The sequence below is a fragment of the Pseudomonas protegens genome (genome assembly GCF_003363755.1).
In the GTDB taxonomy this organism is placed as follows: Bacteria; Pseudomonadota; Gammaproteobacteria; order Pseudomonadales; family Pseudomonadaceae; genus Aquipseudomonas; species Aquipseudomonas danubii.
In genome coordinates this window covers 4,909,298-4,923,680 of record NZ_CP031396.1, presented here as the reverse complement: position 1 = coordinate 4,923,680, position 14,383 = coordinate 4,909,298, and the positions used below count along the sequence as shown (strand labels likewise).

Annotated in this window: 19 protein-coding genes; 5 read left to right on the top strand and 14 right to left on the bottom strand. The window is 58.7% G+C overall.

What is annotated here, in order from left to right:
- Positions 1–13 precede the first annotated feature (13 nt).
- Positions 14–709, top strand: coding sequence for a tRNA (N6-threonylcarbamoyladenosine(37)-N6)-methyltransferase TrmO (tsaA, locus tag DWF74_RS22275; RefSeq protein ID WP_115581727.1), 696 nt, complete (start codon positions 14–16; stop codon positions 707–709).
- 119 nt (positions 710–828) lie between these two features.
- On the opposite strand, the gene fpr is transcribed toward tsaA, so the two are convergent.
- Entirely contained in the window at positions 829–1,608 is a 780-nt protein-coding gene (fpr, locus tag DWF74_RS22270) for a ferredoxin-NADP reductase (RefSeq protein ID WP_016966062.1), read from the bottom strand.
- 119 nt (positions 1,609–1,727) lie between these two features.
- Here fpr and DWF74_RS22265 point away from each other — a divergent pair, with 119 nt between their 5' ends.
- Positions 1,728–2,654 carry a LysR family transcriptional regulator gene (locus DWF74_RS22265; protein ID WP_102861432.1) on the top strand — a complete coding sequence of 309 codons (927 nt, stop codon included), beginning with the start codon at positions 1,728–1,730 and terminating at the stop codon, positions 2,652–2,654.
- On the opposite strand, the gene DWF74_RS22260 is transcribed toward DWF74_RS22265, so the two are convergent.
- Positions 2,651–3,013 (bottom strand): diacylglycerol kinase, encoded by a 363-nt coding sequence (locus DWF74_RS22260; RefSeq protein WP_011059587.1) that lies wholly within the window; start codon positions 3,011–3,013, stop codon positions 2,651–2,653. The two genes, DWF74_RS22265 and DWF74_RS22260, sit on opposite strands and share 4 nt — an antisense overlap.
- Positions 3,014–3,086: 73 nt before the next feature.
- On the bottom strand, positions 3,087–3,737 hold the full coding sequence (erdR, locus tag DWF74_RS22255; RefSeq protein WP_102861431.1) for a response regulator transcription factor ErdR: 651 nt from the start codon (positions 3,735–3,737) through the stop codon (positions 3,087–3,089).
- Between the two features lie 237 nt (positions 3,738–3,974).
- Here erdR and DWF74_RS22250 point away from each other — a divergent pair, with 237 nt between their 5' ends.
- Positions 3,975–4,883: a DMT family transporter gene (locus DWF74_RS22250; protein ID WP_115581726.1), complete on the top strand. Its 909-nt coding sequence runs from the start codon at positions 3,975–3,977 to the stop codon at positions 4,881–4,883.
- Here DWF74_RS22250 and DWF74_RS22245 read toward each other — a convergent pair.
- Entirely contained in the window at positions 4,867–5,577 is a 711-nt protein-coding gene (locus DWF74_RS22245) for a tRNA-uridine aminocarboxypropyltransferase (RefSeq protein ID WP_102861429.1), read from the bottom strand. The two genes, DWF74_RS22250 and DWF74_RS22245, sit on opposite strands and share 17 nt — an antisense overlap.
- Positions 5,578–5,768: 191 nt before the next feature.
- On the opposite strand from DWF74_RS22245, the gene DWF74_RS22240 reads away from it, so the two are divergent.
- Positions 5,769–6,194: a quorum-sensing-regulated virulence factor family protein gene (locus DWF74_RS22240; RefSeq protein ID WP_102861428.1), complete on the top strand. Its 426-nt coding sequence runs from the start codon at positions 5,769–5,771 to the stop codon at positions 6,192–6,194.
- A gap of 1 nt (position 6,195) precedes the next feature.
- Here DWF74_RS22240 and DWF74_RS22235 read toward each other — a convergent pair whose 3' ends face one another.
- Positions 6,196–6,390 (bottom strand): hypothetical protein, encoded by a 195-nt coding sequence (locus DWF74_RS22235; RefSeq protein WP_102861427.1) that lies wholly within the window; start codon positions 6,388–6,390, stop codon positions 6,196–6,198.
- 453 nt (positions 6,391–6,843) lie between these two features.
- On the opposite strand from DWF74_RS22235, the gene DWF74_RS22230 reads away from it, so the two are divergent.
- Positions 6,844–7,962 carry an LOG family protein gene (locus DWF74_RS22230; protein WP_115581725.1) on the top strand — a complete coding sequence of 373 codons (1,119 nt, stop codon included), beginning with the start codon at positions 6,844–6,846 and terminating at the stop codon, positions 7,960–7,962.
- 40 nt (positions 7,963–8,002) lie between these two features.
- On the opposite strand, the gene recX is transcribed toward DWF74_RS22230, so the two are convergent.
- The 9 genes from recX to DWF74_RS22185 all read right to left on the bottom strand — a co-directional run bounded on the left by recX (position 8,003) and on the right by DWF74_RS22185 (position 14,350).
- Positions 8,003–8,470 carry a recombination regulator RecX gene (gene recX, locus DWF74_RS22225; RefSeq protein ID WP_102861425.1) on the bottom strand — a complete coding sequence of 156 codons (468 nt, stop codon included), beginning with the start codon at positions 8,468–8,470 and terminating at the stop codon, positions 8,003–8,005.
- A gap of 8 nt (positions 8,471–8,478) precedes the next feature.
- A complete protein-coding gene (recA, locus tag DWF74_RS22220; RefSeq protein WP_011059579.1) occupies positions 8,479–9,531 on the bottom strand; it encodes a recombinase RecA in 1,053 nt (350 codons plus the stop codon).
- An 83-nt stretch (positions 9,532–9,614) separates the two neighbouring features.
- On the bottom strand, positions 9,615–10,115 hold the full coding sequence (locus DWF74_RS22215) for a CinA family protein (RefSeq protein WP_102861424.1): 501 nt from the start codon (positions 10,113–10,115) through the stop codon (positions 9,615–9,617).
- A 245-nt stretch (positions 10,116–10,360) separates the two neighbouring features.
- Complete coding sequence (locus DWF74_RS22210; RefSeq protein WP_102861423.1) at positions 10,361–10,693, bottom strand: hypothetical protein; 333 nt, start codon at positions 10,691–10,693, stop codon at positions 10,361–10,363.
- Positions 10,694–10,698: 5 nt separating this feature from the next.
- Positions 10,699–10,887: a Com family DNA-binding transcriptional regulator gene (locus DWF74_RS22205; protein ID WP_102861720.1), complete on the bottom strand. Its 189-nt coding sequence runs from the start codon at positions 10,885–10,887 to the stop codon at positions 10,699–10,701.
- A 70-nt stretch (positions 10,888–10,957) separates the two neighbouring features.
- Complete coding sequence (locus DWF74_RS22200; RefSeq protein WP_102861422.1) at positions 10,958–11,464, bottom strand: hypothetical protein; 507 nt, start codon at positions 11,462–11,464, stop codon at positions 10,958–10,960.
- 156 nt (positions 11,465–11,620) lie between these two features.
- Positions 11,621–12,184, bottom strand: coding sequence for a glycoside hydrolase family 19 protein (locus tag DWF74_RS22195; RefSeq protein ID WP_060837806.1), 564 nt, complete (start codon positions 12,182–12,184; stop codon positions 11,621–11,623).
- A gap of 49 nt (positions 12,185–12,233) precedes the next feature.
- Complete coding sequence (locus tag DWF74_RS22190) at positions 12,234–12,581, bottom strand: tail fiber assembly protein (RefSeq protein WP_115581724.1); 348 nt, start codon at positions 12,579–12,581, stop codon at positions 12,234–12,236.
- Entirely contained in the window at positions 12,578–14,350 is a 1,773-nt protein-coding gene (locus DWF74_RS22185) for a phage tail protein (RefSeq protein ID WP_115581723.1), read from the bottom strand. Before DWF74_RS22185 ends, DWF74_RS22190 begins: the two co-directional genes overlap by 4 nt.
- Positions 14,351–14,383 lie beyond the last annotated feature (33 nt).

Genomic DNA, 14,383 nt, shown 5'->3' with positions numbered 1-14,383 from the left:
TGAGGCTTGCCAAATGACCTACAGCGTTTCGCCCATCGGTTTCGTGCGCTCCTGTTTCAAGGAGAAGTTCGCCATCCCGCGCCAGCCGCAACTGGCACCCGCCGCCCGTGGGGTACTGGAACTGGTGGCGCCCTTCGATCAGGGCGACGCGGTGCAAGGGCTGGAGCAGGTCAGCCACGTCTGGCTGCTGTTCCTGTTTCACCAGGCCCTGGAGGACAAGCCACGGCTCAAGGTGCGCCCGCCGCGCCTGGGGGGCAACAAGTCCATGGGGGTCTTCGCTACCCGAGCAACCCACCGCCCCAACGGCATCGGCCAATCGGTGGTCAAGCTGGACAAGGTCGAGGCCAACCGCCTGTGGATCTCCGGCATCGACCTGCTGGACGGCACGCCGATCCTCGATATCAAGCCCTATGTGCCTTACGCCGACATCATTGCCACGGCGAGCAATGACATCGCCAGCGCTGCGCCGCAGATTATTCCGGTGCAGTGGCAGGATAATGCCCTGCAACAGGCTCAGATCCACGCTCAGCGCCTTAAGGAGCCCCTGGTGGAGTTGATCGAGCAGTGCCTGGCCCAGGATCCGCGCCCGGCCTATCAGGTGCCCACTGCCGAGCGGGAATACGGTGCGCAGTTCTGGGATCTGGATGTGCGCTGGCATTACCCCGAGCCAGGGCTGATCCGGGTGCTGGAAGTGGTCCCGGCGGGCTGAACCCCGGAAACGAAAAAGCCCGCGTTGCCTTCCCAGGCAACGCGGGCTTTTCTGTGTCTGCTAGCCGCCCAGTCAGCACCAATGCGCTGCCTGGACGGTCTTCGCGAGCAAGCTCGCTTCTACTTCTCGACGAAGGCGCGCTCGATCAGGTAGTCGCCCGGTTCACGCATGCGCGGCGAAACGGTCAGGCCGAAGCTGTTGAGCACTTCGCTGGTTTCTTCCAGCATGCTTGGGCTGCCGCACAGCATGGCTCGGTCGTCCTGCGGGTTGATGGGTGGCAGACCGATGTCGCGGAACAGCTTGCCGCTGCGCATCAGGTCGGTCAGGCGGCCTTCGTTCTCGAACGGCTCGCGGGTCACGGTGGGGTAGTAGATCAACTTCTCACGCAGCGCTTCGCCGAAGAACTCGTTCTGCGGCAAGTGCTCGGTGATGAACTCGCGGTAGGCGACTTCGTTGACGTAGCGAACGCCGTGGCACAGGATCACTTTTTCGAAACGCTCGTAGGTTTCCGGATCCTGGATCACGCTCATGAACGGCGCCAGTCCGGTGCCGGTGCTGAGCAGATACAGGTGTTTGCCCGGCTTCAAGTCATCCAGCACCAGGGTGCCGGTAGGCTTTTTGCTGATGATGATCTCGTCGCCTTCCTTCAGATGCTGCAGTTGGGAAGTCAACGGACCGTCTGGAACCTTGATGCTGAAGAATTCGAGATGCTCTTCCCAGTTCGGGCTGGCAATGGAGTAGGCACGCATAAGCGGACGGCCATTGGGCTGTTGCAGGCCGATCATCACGAACTGACCGTTCTCGAAGCGCAGACCCGGGTCGCGGGTGCACTTGAAGCTGAACAGAGTGTCATTCCAGTGATGAACACTGAGGACACGCTCGTGGTTCATGTTGCTCATGTACGGGGGCTCCTAGAAATTGCCTGCGCTAACCATGAGCGCAATTGCACAGCATTCTAATGGCGGCGACAATATCTGTTAACTGGATTATTAAGATAAGGGTTATCGGTTATATCGATATGCGATTTACTCTCCGTCAACTGCAAGTCTTCGTCGCCGTCGCCCAGCAAGAGAGCGTTTCTCGTGCTGCCGGGCTTCTGGCCCTGTCGCAATCGGCGGCCAGCACCTCGATCACCGAGCTCGAGCGCCAATCCAGTTGCCAGCTGTTTGATCGCGCCGGCAAGCGCCTGAGCCTCAACGCCCTGGGCAAACAGCTTTTGCCACAAGCGGTGGCACTGCTGGACCAGGCCAAGGAGATCGAGGACCTGCTCAATGGCAAGTCCGGATTCGGCTCGCTGTCGGTGGGCGCGACCCTGACCATTGGCAACTACCTGGCGACCCTGCTGATCGGCAGCTTCATGCAGGTGCATCCGGAAAGCCAGGTGAAGCTCCATGTGCAAAACACTGCGCATATCGTGCAACAGGTGGCCCACTACGAAATTGATCTGGGTCTAATCGAAGGCGACTGCAGTCACCCGGATATCGAGGTGCAAACCTGGGTCGAGGATGAGCTTGTGGTGTTCTGCGCGCCCCAGCACCCTTTGGCCAAACGCGGCCACGCCACCATGGAGGAACTGACCCACGAAGCCTGGATTCTCCGGGAGCAGGGTTCCGGGACCCGCCTGACCTTCGACCAGGCCATGCGTCATCATCGCAGCGCGCTGAACATCCGCCTGGAACTGGAGCACACCGAGGCCATCAAGCGTGCAGTGGAGTCGGGATTGGGGATTGGTTGCATCTCCAGGCTGGCGCTGCGAGATGCCTTTCGTCGTGGCAGCCTGGTGCCAGTGGAAACACCGGGCCTGGATCTGGCCCGGCAGTTCTACTTCATCTGGCATAAACAGAAGTATCAGACTTCAGCCATGCGCGAGTTCCTCGAACTGTGCCGCTCCTTTACCGCCGGGGTACAGCGCAGCGACGAAATCGTCCTGCCGAGCATTCCTTAGATCAGGATCACGGCCCACACGATGGTGATCATGCTCAGGGCGACAAACTGCGCCGCGCTGCCCATGTCCTTGGCGTTCTTCGACAACGGGTGACGATCCAGGGAAATCCGGTCGATCGCTGCCTCCACCGCCGAGTTGAGCAATTCGACGATCAGCGCCAGCAGGCACACGGCAATCAGCAGCGCGCGCTCGACCCGGCTGACGTTGAGCAGGAAGCTCAAGGGAATCAGGATCACGTTGAGCAACACCAACTGACGAAATGCCGCCTCGCCGGTGAAGGCGGCGCGCAAGCCATCGAACGAATAGCCGGCGGCGTTGAGGATACGTTTGAGACCGGTTTGACCTTTGAAAGGCGACATAAGCTGAGCAACTGAAAAGAGGAGTGGGGAAACTAGTTCAACCAAAGTCAAAAAAGCGTGAACAACCCGTGGGTTAATGGCTGGAAATTGACTCAAGTTGTTGCAAGAGCAAGGCCGCCTGGGTCCGGGTGCGAACCCCGAGCTTGCGGAAAATTGCCGTCACGTGAGCCTTGATTGTCGCCTCGGAAACACTCAGCTCATAAGCGATCTGCTTGTTCAACAACCCCTCGCAGACCATGGTCAGTACCCGAAACTGCTGAGGCGTCAGGCTTGCCAGGCCTTCGCTCGCGGCCTTGGCTTCCGCCGAAACACTGACTTCTTCAAAAGCTTGCGGCGGCCACCAGACGTCACCATCAAGGACGCTGCGCACCGCCTGCTGAATGACTTCCAGGGAGCTGGACTTGGGAATGAAACCGCTGGCCCCGAACTCGCGGGAGCGAACCATGACGGACGCTTCTTCCTGCGCCGAAACCATCACCACCGGAATCTGCGGATACTGCCCGCGCAACAGCACCAGGCCAGAAAAACCGTAGGCACCAGGCATGTTCAGGTCCAACAGCACCAGATCCCAGTCAGCTTTTTCGGTGAGGCGGGCTTCCAGCTCGGCGATGCTCGCCACTTCCACCAGACGCACATCAGGACCCAAGCCCAGAGTGACAGCTTGATGCAGTGCACTGCGAAAAAGCGGGTGGTCATCGGCAATCAGGATTTCGTATGTGGCCATTTTTCAAATGATCCTGTTTTTCATGGCAGGACTGATGCATTCAGCCCTCACCCAGCAACATGGGGGCTCGCCAGAATGCGATACCCAAAGAGCACGAACACCGCGAAAAGCCTGAGCAAAACGGTGGTTCAAAAAGCGCTGGCGCCCTAATCGGCGCCAAGCATGCCCAGCGAAGCCAGGGTGGTCAAGCGTGAAGCTTTGCGGCATCTTAGCCAGCTAACTAATAAGAGAGCCCTCATGCGAAGCCAAGCCTTGCGTGCCGATGTCCTGATGCTGATCACCGCTGTCATCTGGGGGGCTGCGTTTGTCGCACAATCCTCCGGCATGGATCATATCGGCCCCTTCCTCTATTCCGGCCTGCGTTTTGCTCTGGGCTCACTCTGCCTGCTACCACTGGTACTACGCAGAACGCCCGCCGATCGCCACCCCGTCCCCCTGCTCAATCGTGGCCTGTTGCTGGGCGGCGTACTCATGGGCCTGGCCCTTACTCTGGGGATCAACCTGCAGCAGGTCGGTCTGATGTTTACCAGCGTAACCAATGCCGGGTTCATCACCGGGCTCTACGTCATTGTAGTGCCGCTGCTGGGACTGCTGATCGGCCACAAGACGGGACTAGGTACCTGGCTCGGCGCGGTGCTGGCCGTGGTGGGCATGTTCCTGTTGACCGTCAGCGACAGCTTTCACGTTGCGTCCGGCGACTGGCTGCAATTGATCGGCGCCTTTGTCTGGGGCGCACACGTGATTCTGGTGGGCGTATTCGCCAGCCGCCACGACCCGATTCGCCTGGCCTTCCTACAATTTGCCACCTGTTCAGTGGTGAGCCTGATCCTTGCGCTGTGCCTGGAGCCGATTCACTGGAACGCGATTGTCGCCGCCGGTCCGGCCATTCTTTACGGGGGCGTGATTGCTGTCGGCATCGGCTACACCCTGCAAGTGATTGCCCAGAGGGACGCGATCGCCTCCCACGCGGCAATCATTCTGTCCCTCGAAGCCGTGTTTGCCGCCATCGCCGGGGCCTGGCTGCTGGATGAATCACTGCAGCTGCGCGGTTACTTCGGCTGCGCACTCATGCTCAGCGGCATGTTGGTGGCCCAGCTATGGCCGCAAAAACCCCAGGCCAGCGCCGCCACTACACAAAGGGCTTGAGCCGGGAGTGCACTTCATCCAGAGGATCGATGGCCTTCTGGAACTTCGCCGACAGGTAATGAGTGCTGAATACGTCAAGGTAGGCGTCCATGACCTGGCTGACCTGCTCGTCCCCCGCCAACTCCAGGCACAGGGCAGCTACCTCGGCGGTACAGAAATGGTCATCACGCTTGGAGCGCCGCAACTTGTAGCGCGAGAGCTTCTCCGATGACAGGCTAAGCACCGGCAAGTGCTCAAGATAGGGGCTCTTGCGAAACATCTTGCGGGCTTCGCTCCAGGTGGCATCCAGCAGAATGAACAGCGGGCGCTTGCCTTCCTCCTGCCGGACCTCGCTGACCACTCGCTCGGGGGCCACGAACTCTCCGGGAAAGACGATATAAGGCTGCCACTGCGGATCAGCCAGTAAGGCCAGCAATTGCGGATCGACTTCGGTACGGGACCAGTGAAACGCCCAGGTATCGGCAATCACATCAGCGATCAACCAGCCGGTATTACTCGGTTTGAGCGGCTCCACATCGTGCATCACCAGGCACATGGCCGACTCGGCGCTGACCTTGGGCCGCCAGGCACACAGGCAATGGCTGGGAATCACTCGGCAACGCGGGCAGCGCTCAGCGCGTGAGCCCCGCGCAAAAAAGGGTTTGACCGCACGAGCCATGCGCAGATCACGTAGACGGGATACCGCATGGCTCATCGCTGAGCACACCGGCAAAGGACAGGAATAGACACGGAAATAACTCGAAGGGGTAAAAAGTCGGACAAGTTTATCAGAGCCATCTGTTCAAACCTGTACCGCCTTCCTAGCTCTCCCCCTATAATTCGTCGCCACTGAACGCACAGTCGAGTGGCTGGTCGAAGCATCAGTCACTGCACCAGGAGAGTTTCATGTTGCGCTTTACCATCCCTACCGTCGCCCTTCTGCTGGCCTTGCCCCTGGGTGTCCAGGCTGCGTCCTTGCAAGAGTTCGAACTGAGCAAAATGCTGGAGAAGGTCGCTGCGGAAAGCAACGTCGGCACTCCCCGGGAAGTCAACGAGAACATTCTCGATCAGGGTTATACCGTTGAAGGCAAGGAGTTGATCAATCACCTCAGCGTCCAGGCCGGCCACGCCGAACAAATGCGTGCCAACCCCAAGGCCGTCTACTTGCAGCTGGGTGCCAGCGTCTGCCGTAACCCCAACTACCGCAAGCTGATGGCCAAAGGCGCAGTCATGCGCTACGAGTTCACCGAAAACCGCACCAATCGCCCTGTAGCCTCAGCGCGCTTCCAGGAATCGGATTGCCCTTCCCAAAACACGCCCAAGAAGAAGTGAATCAAGGACGGGACGCGCGCCGCTGCTGATCATCGGCGCGCAACTCCGCTACCAGGGCCTGCAGATATCGCGAAGGCCGCTCCTCCCCCGCCAAGCGACGCCGGCACTCTTCCTCAAGACTCAAATGATGGGCTGCCGCCGCAGCTTGCAACAGCTGGTACAACTGCGGATCGACTTCCAACACGACAGTGGTCATCCCTTGCCTCCCTGCCCTCGGCTTGCACGGACGGATGGCCGCGCCCCCTTCCTGGAGCCGGCTCCTGAACCGAGCGCTGCACTTTAGTAAATCAGAGGCTCGAGCCCTTGCCGCGGCGCCTGACCAATGGTGCCAAGGCCGCTAAATTCACTAAGAAGCGGTTGCCAGCCAAGACTTTATGGGCACATGATCAAGTCATGTCCGAAGGTTCCCATCGACTGTTCCAGGACGGTTCAGGAGGCCGTTCTTGTGCGTCTTGCAGTGCAATTTTTTCTTAATAAAGGAAAGCAGAACCTCTGTGGATACCTCGATCGCTGCCCAGCGACGGTCAGCGGTGATCGGGTCAAGAGAGTTGCTCACACGCTGGGCTGAGCAAGCAGCGACACAGGTTGTGTCGTGGCACGTTCGAATACCTCGGCCGTGCACAAGGTTCTGTGCAGAAGGAGAAGCTGAATGCCTTACCAATCGAATGACCTGTTAACTCGTCATTTCCAAAGCAAGGGCGTCGACCTCACAAGCCAGGTCGAAGCGCAACTCAACCAGATTGCCCCCAACAGCCCGAATATCCCCCTCTACCGCGACATGGTTCTCACCGTCCTGCGCATGGCCGAGGACGACCTCAACCGCTGGAACGCCAAGATTACCCTGCAAGCGCTACGCGAGCTGGAACATGCCTTCCGGGTACTGGAACAGTTCAAGGGCCGGCGCAAAGTGACGGTATTCGGCTCGGCGCGAACGCCCAGCGAACATCCGCTTTATGCCATGGCCAAGGAACTGGGAGCGGCCCTGGCCCGCTCGGACCTGATGGTGATCACCGGCGCTGGCGGCGGCATCATGGCAGCGGCTCATGATGGCGCAGGGCTGGAGCACAGCCTGGGCTTCAACATCACCCTGCCCTTCGAACAGCATGCCAACCCCACTGTGGGCGGCACGGAAAACCTGCTGTCGTTCCACTTTTTCTTCACACGCAAGCTGTTTTTCGTCAAGGAAGCCGATGCCTTGGTGCTTTGCCCTGGTGGTTTCGGCACCCTGGACGAAGCCCTGGAGGTCCTGACCCTGATCCAGACCGGCAAAAGCCCTCTGGTACCGGTGGTATTGCTGGACGCACCTGGCGGGCAGTTCTGGCAAGGCGCCCTGGACTTCATCCATAACCAACTGGAGGCCAATCGCTACATCCTGCCCAGCGACATGAAGCTGGTGCGCCTGGTACACAGCACCGAAGAAGCAGTTAAGGAAATCCAGCAGTTCTACGCCAACTTCCACTCCAGCCGCTGGCTGAAACAGGAGTTTGTCATCCGCATGAACCACAGCCTCAATGAGCAGGCGCTGGAACACATGCAGATAGCATTCGCCGACCTGTGCCTGAGTGGCCAGTTTCGGCAACATACCTACAGTGGAGAGGAGCACGACGAAGTTCAGTTCAGCCATCTGACGCGGCTATCGTTCGTTTTCAACGCTCGTGACAACGGCCGTCTGCGGGAACTGATCGACTTTATCAACCTGCCGGAGAACTGGACCAGGCAACAATCCGAGACCCGCCAGCGCGCACGAGAAACCAGCAAAGTCAGCTGACCTGCACCATCACCCGCTGCACCAGGCAGCGGGTACAACTTCAGTCATCCATCCCTCGGCCGCTCAATAGACGGCCGATCATGTCCATAGAATACCCGCGATAACTCAGAAAGCGCCCTTGCTTGGCCCGTTCACGGGCATCCACAGGAAACTGCCCGGCAAACTTGCGCTGCCAGACGTCTCGCAACTGCTCTTGCCAGTCGATACCGCACTCGCGCAGCGCAAGATCGATATCACCTCGCTGCAAGCCACGCTGGCTGAGCTCTTCGCGAATACGCATCGGCCCGTAACCTGAGCGCGCACGATAGGAAACAAAACTTTCGAGATAACGGGATTCGGACAGCAGCCCCTCTTCCGTCAAACGGTCCAGGGCGACTTCGATCATTTCAGGAGGAGCGCCGCGCTGACGCAGTTTACGCGTCAGCTCGACTCGACCGTGCTCGCGTCGCGCGAGCAGGTCCATTGCAGTTCGCCGCACCGCGACGAGGGTATCGAGTACGGCGGTCATTGGATCAATCAGATATCAGCGTCGGCCATATCGTCTTCGGTCTCTTTGACCGGATTGGCTTTGACGTCTGGCGAAGCGGTCAGCAGCTTCTCGCGGATCTGCTTCTCCAGCGCGTTGCCGATTTCCGGATTGTCCTGCAGGAACTTGGCCGAGTTGGCCTTGCCCTGGCCGATCTTGTTGCCCTGGTAGCTGTACCAGGCACCGGATTTCTCCAGGAAACCATGCAGCACGCCCAGATCGATGATTTCGCCGTTGAGGTAGATACCCTTGCCGTAAAGAATCTGGAACTCGGCCTGACGGAACGGCGGAGCCACCTTGTTCTTGACGATCTTGACTCGGGTTTCGCTACCGACCACCTCGTCGCCTTCCTTCACCGCGCCGGTACGACGGATATCCAGACGAACCGAAGCGTAGAACTTCAGCGCGTTACCACCGGTGGTGGTTTCCGGGCTGCCGAACATCACACCGATCTTCATGCGGATCTGGTTGATGAAGATCACCAGGCAGTTGGCATTCTTGATGTTACCGGTGATTTTACGCAGCGCCTGGGACATCAAGCGGGCTTGCAGGCCAACGTGCATGTCACCCATCTCGCCTTCGATTTCAGCCTTGGGCACCAGGGCCGCCACGGAGTCGACGATGATCACGTCAACCGCGTTGGAGCGCACCAGCATGTCGGTGATTTCCAGGGCCTGCTCGCCGGTATCCGGCTGAGAAACCAGCAGGTCGTCGACATTGACACCCAGCTTGCCGGCGTATTCCGGATCCAGCGCGTGCTCGGCGTCGACGAAGGCACAAGTGGCACCGGCTTTCTGCGCCTGGGCAATGACCGACAGGGTCAGAGTGGTCTTACCGGACGACTCAGGGCCGTAGATTTCAACGATACGGCCTTTTGGCAGACCGCCAATGCCCAGAGCAATGTCCAGACCCAGAGAGCCAGTGGAAATGGCCGGGATCGCCTGACGGTCATGATCGCCCATACGCATTACGGCACCCTTGCCGAATTGACGTTCGATCTGACCCAGGGCCGCAGCCAAGGCTTTCTTCTTGTTGTCGTCCATTAAAGTCCTCACGTAATCAATAAGGCCTGACGGCCAACACCTGTATAAGTAGCCAGTATTATTCCACAGCGCTCGAGGATCGCCTACCCCTGATTTGCGATTTCTGCTGCAGCGTGTTGCAGCAACCCCTCTAGCGCGGCCTTCACCGTTTGTCGGCGAACCTCATCGCGATTCCCGGGGAAGTGCCGGCACTCGGAGGTCAACGTCTCTCCCGCGCCCCAGGCCAGCCAAACCGTACCCACCGGCTTCTGCGCAGAACCGCCATCCGGCCCAGCGATACCACTGACCGCCACCGCAAAATGCGCATGACTCTTGGCCTGTGCCCCACGGACCATGGCCTCTACCACTTCACGACTGACCGCACCAACCGAATTGAACAAATCGGCCGGCACATTCAATTGGAGGGTCTTCTGGCGGTTGGAGTAGGTGACATAACCGGCCTCAAACCAGGCCGAACTGCCCGGGATCCGCGTGATCGCCTCGGCAATCCCGCCGCCAGTGCAGGACTCCGCCGTGGTGACGTGGGCATTCAGAACCTGCAGACGCCGACCGAGTTCAGCGGCAAGCTGGGTAATTTCTTTCACAGTTCTCTCCTGATGGGGCTGGCGTGTGCTTACCGTACACCAGGAAAGAAGGCTTGCAAGTGACAAGCTGTCAGGAAAACCAACGGCTCTGGAACAAGGCTTCAGAGGATCTGGCGCGAACAGTCCATCATTGCGTCAGGAACAGCGCCAGCCACCAAGCTGACGCGGCTAGTCCAGCGATCAAAGCCTGCCGAAATGAGCAAAAGCACCGGCGCCTGTTGATCCCTCTTCTCTGCGCAGCAATGTCAGGCCAGCAAGTCCCAAGTCAAAGCGATCGCGCCACCCGGAGTGGATGCGTATGCCCACAATGCCTGGCCTGCGGGAATACGGATCGGGTACGGCATGACAATCTCGGAGTCGCTGCCGGAAATGCTAGAGCCGTTGCCAGAGAAGATGACGGCCGAATTGGAGATGGAAGAGCCGGTCGGTCCCACATACAGATCGACAACACCGGTCGAGGTCTTGATCAACCCCGTCTGGATGATCAAGCCACCGGTGTTTTGAGCGGCCGAAACGATCTCCACAATCCCTTTTGGGAATACGGTAATGAAGTGCTTGCCCATGGTTACTGCGTTCATATTTTTCACCTTTGAGTGGAATGGTCCGTCACTGAGAGTGGCGTTTTCATGTCGCTCAAAGGCGATTGCCCAAGGCTCGAGGCCTTCACATGATTCAAGGTTCCGCAGCGGGAACATTTGATCTGGAGCTCGGTAAAGTCACCCACACGGGCGAGCAGTCGCTTGCAATGACCACATCTGCATTCTTTTAACATCGACAAGTCCATTTGATTTCAACTGCCCCACACCGCGGCAGCGATCCATCTCATAAATGTCTCAAGGCCGTCAGTGCATCGCCGGGGCACCTTGCAACAACGCCTGAGACTTTCGCACCCACTGCTGCAACGCTTTCAGTTGCTCGGCGTTTGCGTGGCATTGGCTGTAGTTGTCGACGACGCTGGCGGCGACGGTAGAGAGTGCAAGGCCCGAGGCGGCGTCATCAGCGACGCCGGGGCCTGCGGCCACGGGCAGGTTGGCGGCACCGGCGTCGTGCACCCGGACAAAACCAGCAGGTACAACGCAGGCGTTATCAGCCGCTTTCGAAACATAGATAGGAACCTCCTTGGTGATAGTGGCGCCCGCCTGATAGACCTTGACGACGCGATCGACGTACTCGACCACCACCTTCTCCTTGACCCTGCCCAACGCCTGGCCCTGCTCGAAGGATTGTTGCAGTCGAGCCTCGTCCAGGCGCTGCTGCTTACTGCGTTCGCTGCCGGCACCGCTGACGAAGCCAAGGGCATAGAGCAACCCAGCTACGACGGCGAGAGCCAGCCAACTGCGGATATTCATCACGCCCTCCCTTGACCGATGTGAAATGCATCAAATGGCCTGCAAAAATCCCTGTAGCCGCTGCCGCAGGCTGCGAAAAGGTCCGCAGGACCTTCCCTCCAGGTCCAATCGAAGCCTACGGCAGCGGCTACAGAAGGTGCCCGCCTCCCCATGAACTCAGACCACGGGCAGGCACAGCACCGCCCGCGCCCTGGCCCAGAGTTGCAGGCGATCCTGCAAGCCGTTCAAACCGCCATTGATGCGACGGGTGATGCTGTTGAACTCATCGCGGTCGGCCAGGGCATTGAGTCCGCCGCGCTCCCAGAACCAGGCCGCCGACTCGGCGGCCCATTGCGGCTGCTCCAGCAGCTCGGGCAACTCCAGCAGGCGCTCATCGCCAAACAGCCCGAGGCTGCACTGGCGATAGTTGCTGCGCCCGGTGATCTGGATCAGCCCACGCCCGCGATACCGCTGGCCGTCGCCATCGGCCTCGGGGGTGTTGCCCAGGCGTGCCGCGAGCGTGCCGGTGTCGTACTTGCTCAGGTATTGATCACTGCCCAGCTCGCGCACGTATTGCAGTTGCCCGGATTCGTGACCGATCTGGGCAAGAAAGGCCGCCTGGCGCTTCGGCGTATCGATCTGCCGATGAGCCATGGCGGTGTTGAGTGGAGAAACAAAAACGCCCGCTTGGCGGCGGGCGTTAGGCATGATTTGTTGCAGTTGTTGTTCGGTGATTGGCATGGTCGGTGTTTGTAAATGGATAAGAAAACGCCCCGGCGATGCGGGGCGTTTATTGAGCGGGGATTTGATCGGGCGATTGCGGCCAATCGACATCGGAGGGAAATCCTGGTTGCTGCTGAAGTCGATTCAACGCTATCCGGTAAAGCTTCCAGAGTTTCAGCTGTTCAACTTCGCCGGCATTGGCGATATCAGTATCAATCGCGTCCTGCAAAGGCCCCATGCGGTTTGTCGCAATTGCCAGGAGCTGATCTCGCCGCCCCAGCACGTCATCAATCGAAGAAGGAGGAAACACAGTTTCCAACGGTGCCTGTTCCGAGAAGTACTCTCCTGGAAGAAGATCCTCTTCAACATTGACCGCACGCCAGCCTTGACCATCATTGCGTACTGCAAAGCTCATAAAACCTCCTCATACCCATGAATTGCTACGGCCCCTGCCGCGGTTTGAGACACGACGTAAATACTCATGCCCTCAAGTACAACTTCTGCCGACATGACATCCGGAGCAGTCCCCGTACCACCGGCAATAGTCGTCGATATCTGCGAAGCCGAGGAGCTGCGAGTCCCCAGGTAACTTGAGTTGGAAGCGATACAGACATTCGACTGAGCGCCGCCGTTGTAACTGGTAATAGCTGTAAGAGAGACAGATACCGCAGTGGGCGGTACAAAATTGACCAACGACACTTCCCCCCAAGTTGGTGCAGTGGAGTTCCAACTGCCAACAACCCCAGCCGCCACAAATCGGTTAGACACAACATTGGTGCCTGCCGCCAACAGCCACTGCACCTTAGACCCGCGTTGCCGGTATCGAAGCGGATACTTGTTGGCAGCATCAGTAAAAAACGAAGTTACCCGCACTGCGGTAAAACCAGCAGGAAGCATTGGTTCATAAACAAACAACACAGGTGTCGCACCAAGCGTCTGCGTCGCCGGATGACTGGCTGTAATCTGATTGGCAGAATCGACCGACTGGACCACGGTTCCAGGAGGGAAAGCCCCCCCCGCAAAAGCCATTCCCTTGCGCATCAATGCAGTGCTGGTAATGCCGGTAACCACATTCGAACCAGCAGTTGCGTTCACCTTGATGGTAGGCATCAGAGCCGCAATTCCGGCTACTACCTCACCATTGGTTGCTACCCACCCGCTGTACCAACTTGAGGCTGCAACCACTCCCTGATCAAGTCCATTCAATCCGTTGATCGCGAGGTTAATGCTTACATTGACATCACTTGACACTGATGCTGCCCCAGCAGTTCCAACAATGAGCCGCTGCGCTCTAATACCGACTATGGAGTTATGACCAGAAGCAGAAACAAAAAGCTTTTGAGGCTCCCCAACAGCAGCCATTGCTTTGACTCGCTGAAGTTCCAAAAGCAAGGTCGAGATATCCACTGCCCCCTCATTGACAGGAGCATTCCAAGCTTTGATGCACCACATTACAGCCAGATTTCGAGGCCGTGACTCGTCCCCCCCAGACGCGCTAGTTGTTGCGTCCAGCTCTCCAACCCAACACACACTAGTAGAACCGCTTTGAGGCATCGCCGTTTGCTTGGTTTTATAAGAGTGTGTATGGCTCTTGTTTTCACTAAGTTGATAACTGCCAATTACTCGACCGCCATCCACCCCCCGTCCATGATCCCAACCCCGCAAAAACTCCCCCCGCGACTCCGGCAAACGGAAGTTACCCGCGCCCTCGCCCCCGGTGTTGAAGGTCGTCCCCAGATAAGCCGCCAGATCCGGATAGGTCGCAGCACTCTGCACACTGCCGTCCACCTCCAGGAATCCCGGCGGCACCGTGCCCTTGGGAAACGGCACCATGGCCCCCACCGGCAAGGCCGACATGTTCTTCAGCAACGCTTCGATCTCGGCCTTGGTGTAGGTCACCGACTTGGTGTACGCATCGGTGATCCCATACTCGGCCAAAGTCGTGCGGATCTTTTCCGGCGGAATCGAATCACGGACGATCGCCTTGATCGCCGCCAACAACTGGTCATGCTCGGCCTCGGCCGGCTCCTTCCCACCCGCACGAATCACGTTGAGCAATTCATCGGTCACCGCATTTCCCCAGTCGGAAGAAATCAGTGAGCCGACTTGCCCCGTGACCGGGTTCTCGTCGACAAACTTCCCATTAACCAACCCAACACTTGGCACACTCTTTGGATAATCCACTCGTCTGTCCTCTCGTTGTCATTCATCCACACC

Excerpts from the sequence above, each read along its gene's own strand:
- DWF74_RS22200 (WP_102861422.1), bottom strand. The coding sequence starts at position 11,464 with ATGAATATCCGCAGTTGGCTGGCTCTCGCCGTCGTAGCTGGGTTGCTC.
- fpr (WP_016966062.1), bottom strand. The coding sequence starts at position 1,608 with ATGAGCAACATGAACCACGAGCGTGTCCTCAGTGTTCATCACTGGAAT.
- DWF74_RS22205 (WP_102861720.1), bottom strand. The coding sequence starts at position 10,887 with ATGTTAAAAGAATGCAGATGTGGTCATTGCAAGCGACTGCTCGCCCGT.
- DWF74_RS22210 (WP_102861423.1), bottom strand. The coding sequence starts at position 10,693 with ATGAACGCAGTAACCATGGGCAAGCACTTCATTACCGTATTCCCAAAA.
- DWF74_RS22195 (WP_060837806.1), bottom strand. The coding sequence starts at position 12,184 with ATGCCAATCACCGAACAACAACTGCAACAAATCATGCCTAACGCCCGC.
- DWF74_RS22265 (WP_102861432.1), top strand. The coding sequence starts at position 1,728 with ATGCGATTTACTCTCCGTCAACTGCAAGTCTTCGTCGCCGTCGCCCAG.
- DWF74_RS22190 (WP_115581724.1), bottom strand. The coding sequence starts at position 12,581 with ATGAGCTTTGCAGTACGCAATGATGGTCAAGGCTGGCGTGCGGTCAAT.
- DWF74_RS22260 (WP_011059587.1), bottom strand. The coding sequence starts at position 3,013 with ATGTCGCCTTTCAAAGGTCAAACCGGTCTCAAACGTATCCTCAACGCC.
- DWF74_RS22250 (WP_115581726.1), top strand. The coding sequence starts at position 3,975 with ATGCGAAGCCAAGCCTTGCGTGCCGATGTCCTGATGCTGATCACCGCT.
- DWF74_RS22230 (WP_115581725.1), top strand. The coding sequence starts at position 6,844 with ATGCCTTACCAATCGAATGACCTGTTAACTCGTCATTTCCAAAGCAAG.
- erdR (WP_102861431.1), bottom strand. The coding sequence starts at position 3,737 with ATGGCCACATACGAAATCCTGATTGCCGATGACCACCCGCTTTTTCGC.
- DWF74_RS22245 (WP_102861429.1), bottom strand. The coding sequence starts at position 5,577 with ATGAGCCATGCGGTATCCCGTCTACGTGATCTGCGCATGGCTCGTGCG.
- DWF74_RS22240 (WP_102861428.1), top strand. The coding sequence starts at position 5,769 with ATGTTGCGCTTTACCATCCCTACCGTCGCCCTTCTGCTGGCCTTGCCC.
- recX (WP_102861425.1), bottom strand. The coding sequence starts at position 8,470 with ATGACCGCCGTACTCGATACCCTCGTCGCGGTGCGGCGAACTGCAATG.
- DWF74_RS22235 (WP_102861427.1), bottom strand. The coding sequence starts at position 6,390 with ATGACCACTGTCGTGTTGGAAGTCGATCCGCAGTTGTACCAGCTGTTG.
- recA (WP_011059579.1), bottom strand. The coding sequence starts at position 9,531 with ATGGACGACAACAAGAAGAAAGCCTTGGCTGCGGCCCTGGGTCAGATC.
- tsaA (WP_115581727.1), top strand. The coding sequence starts at position 14 with ATGACCTACAGCGTTTCGCCCATCGGTTTCGTGCGCTCCTGTTTCAAG.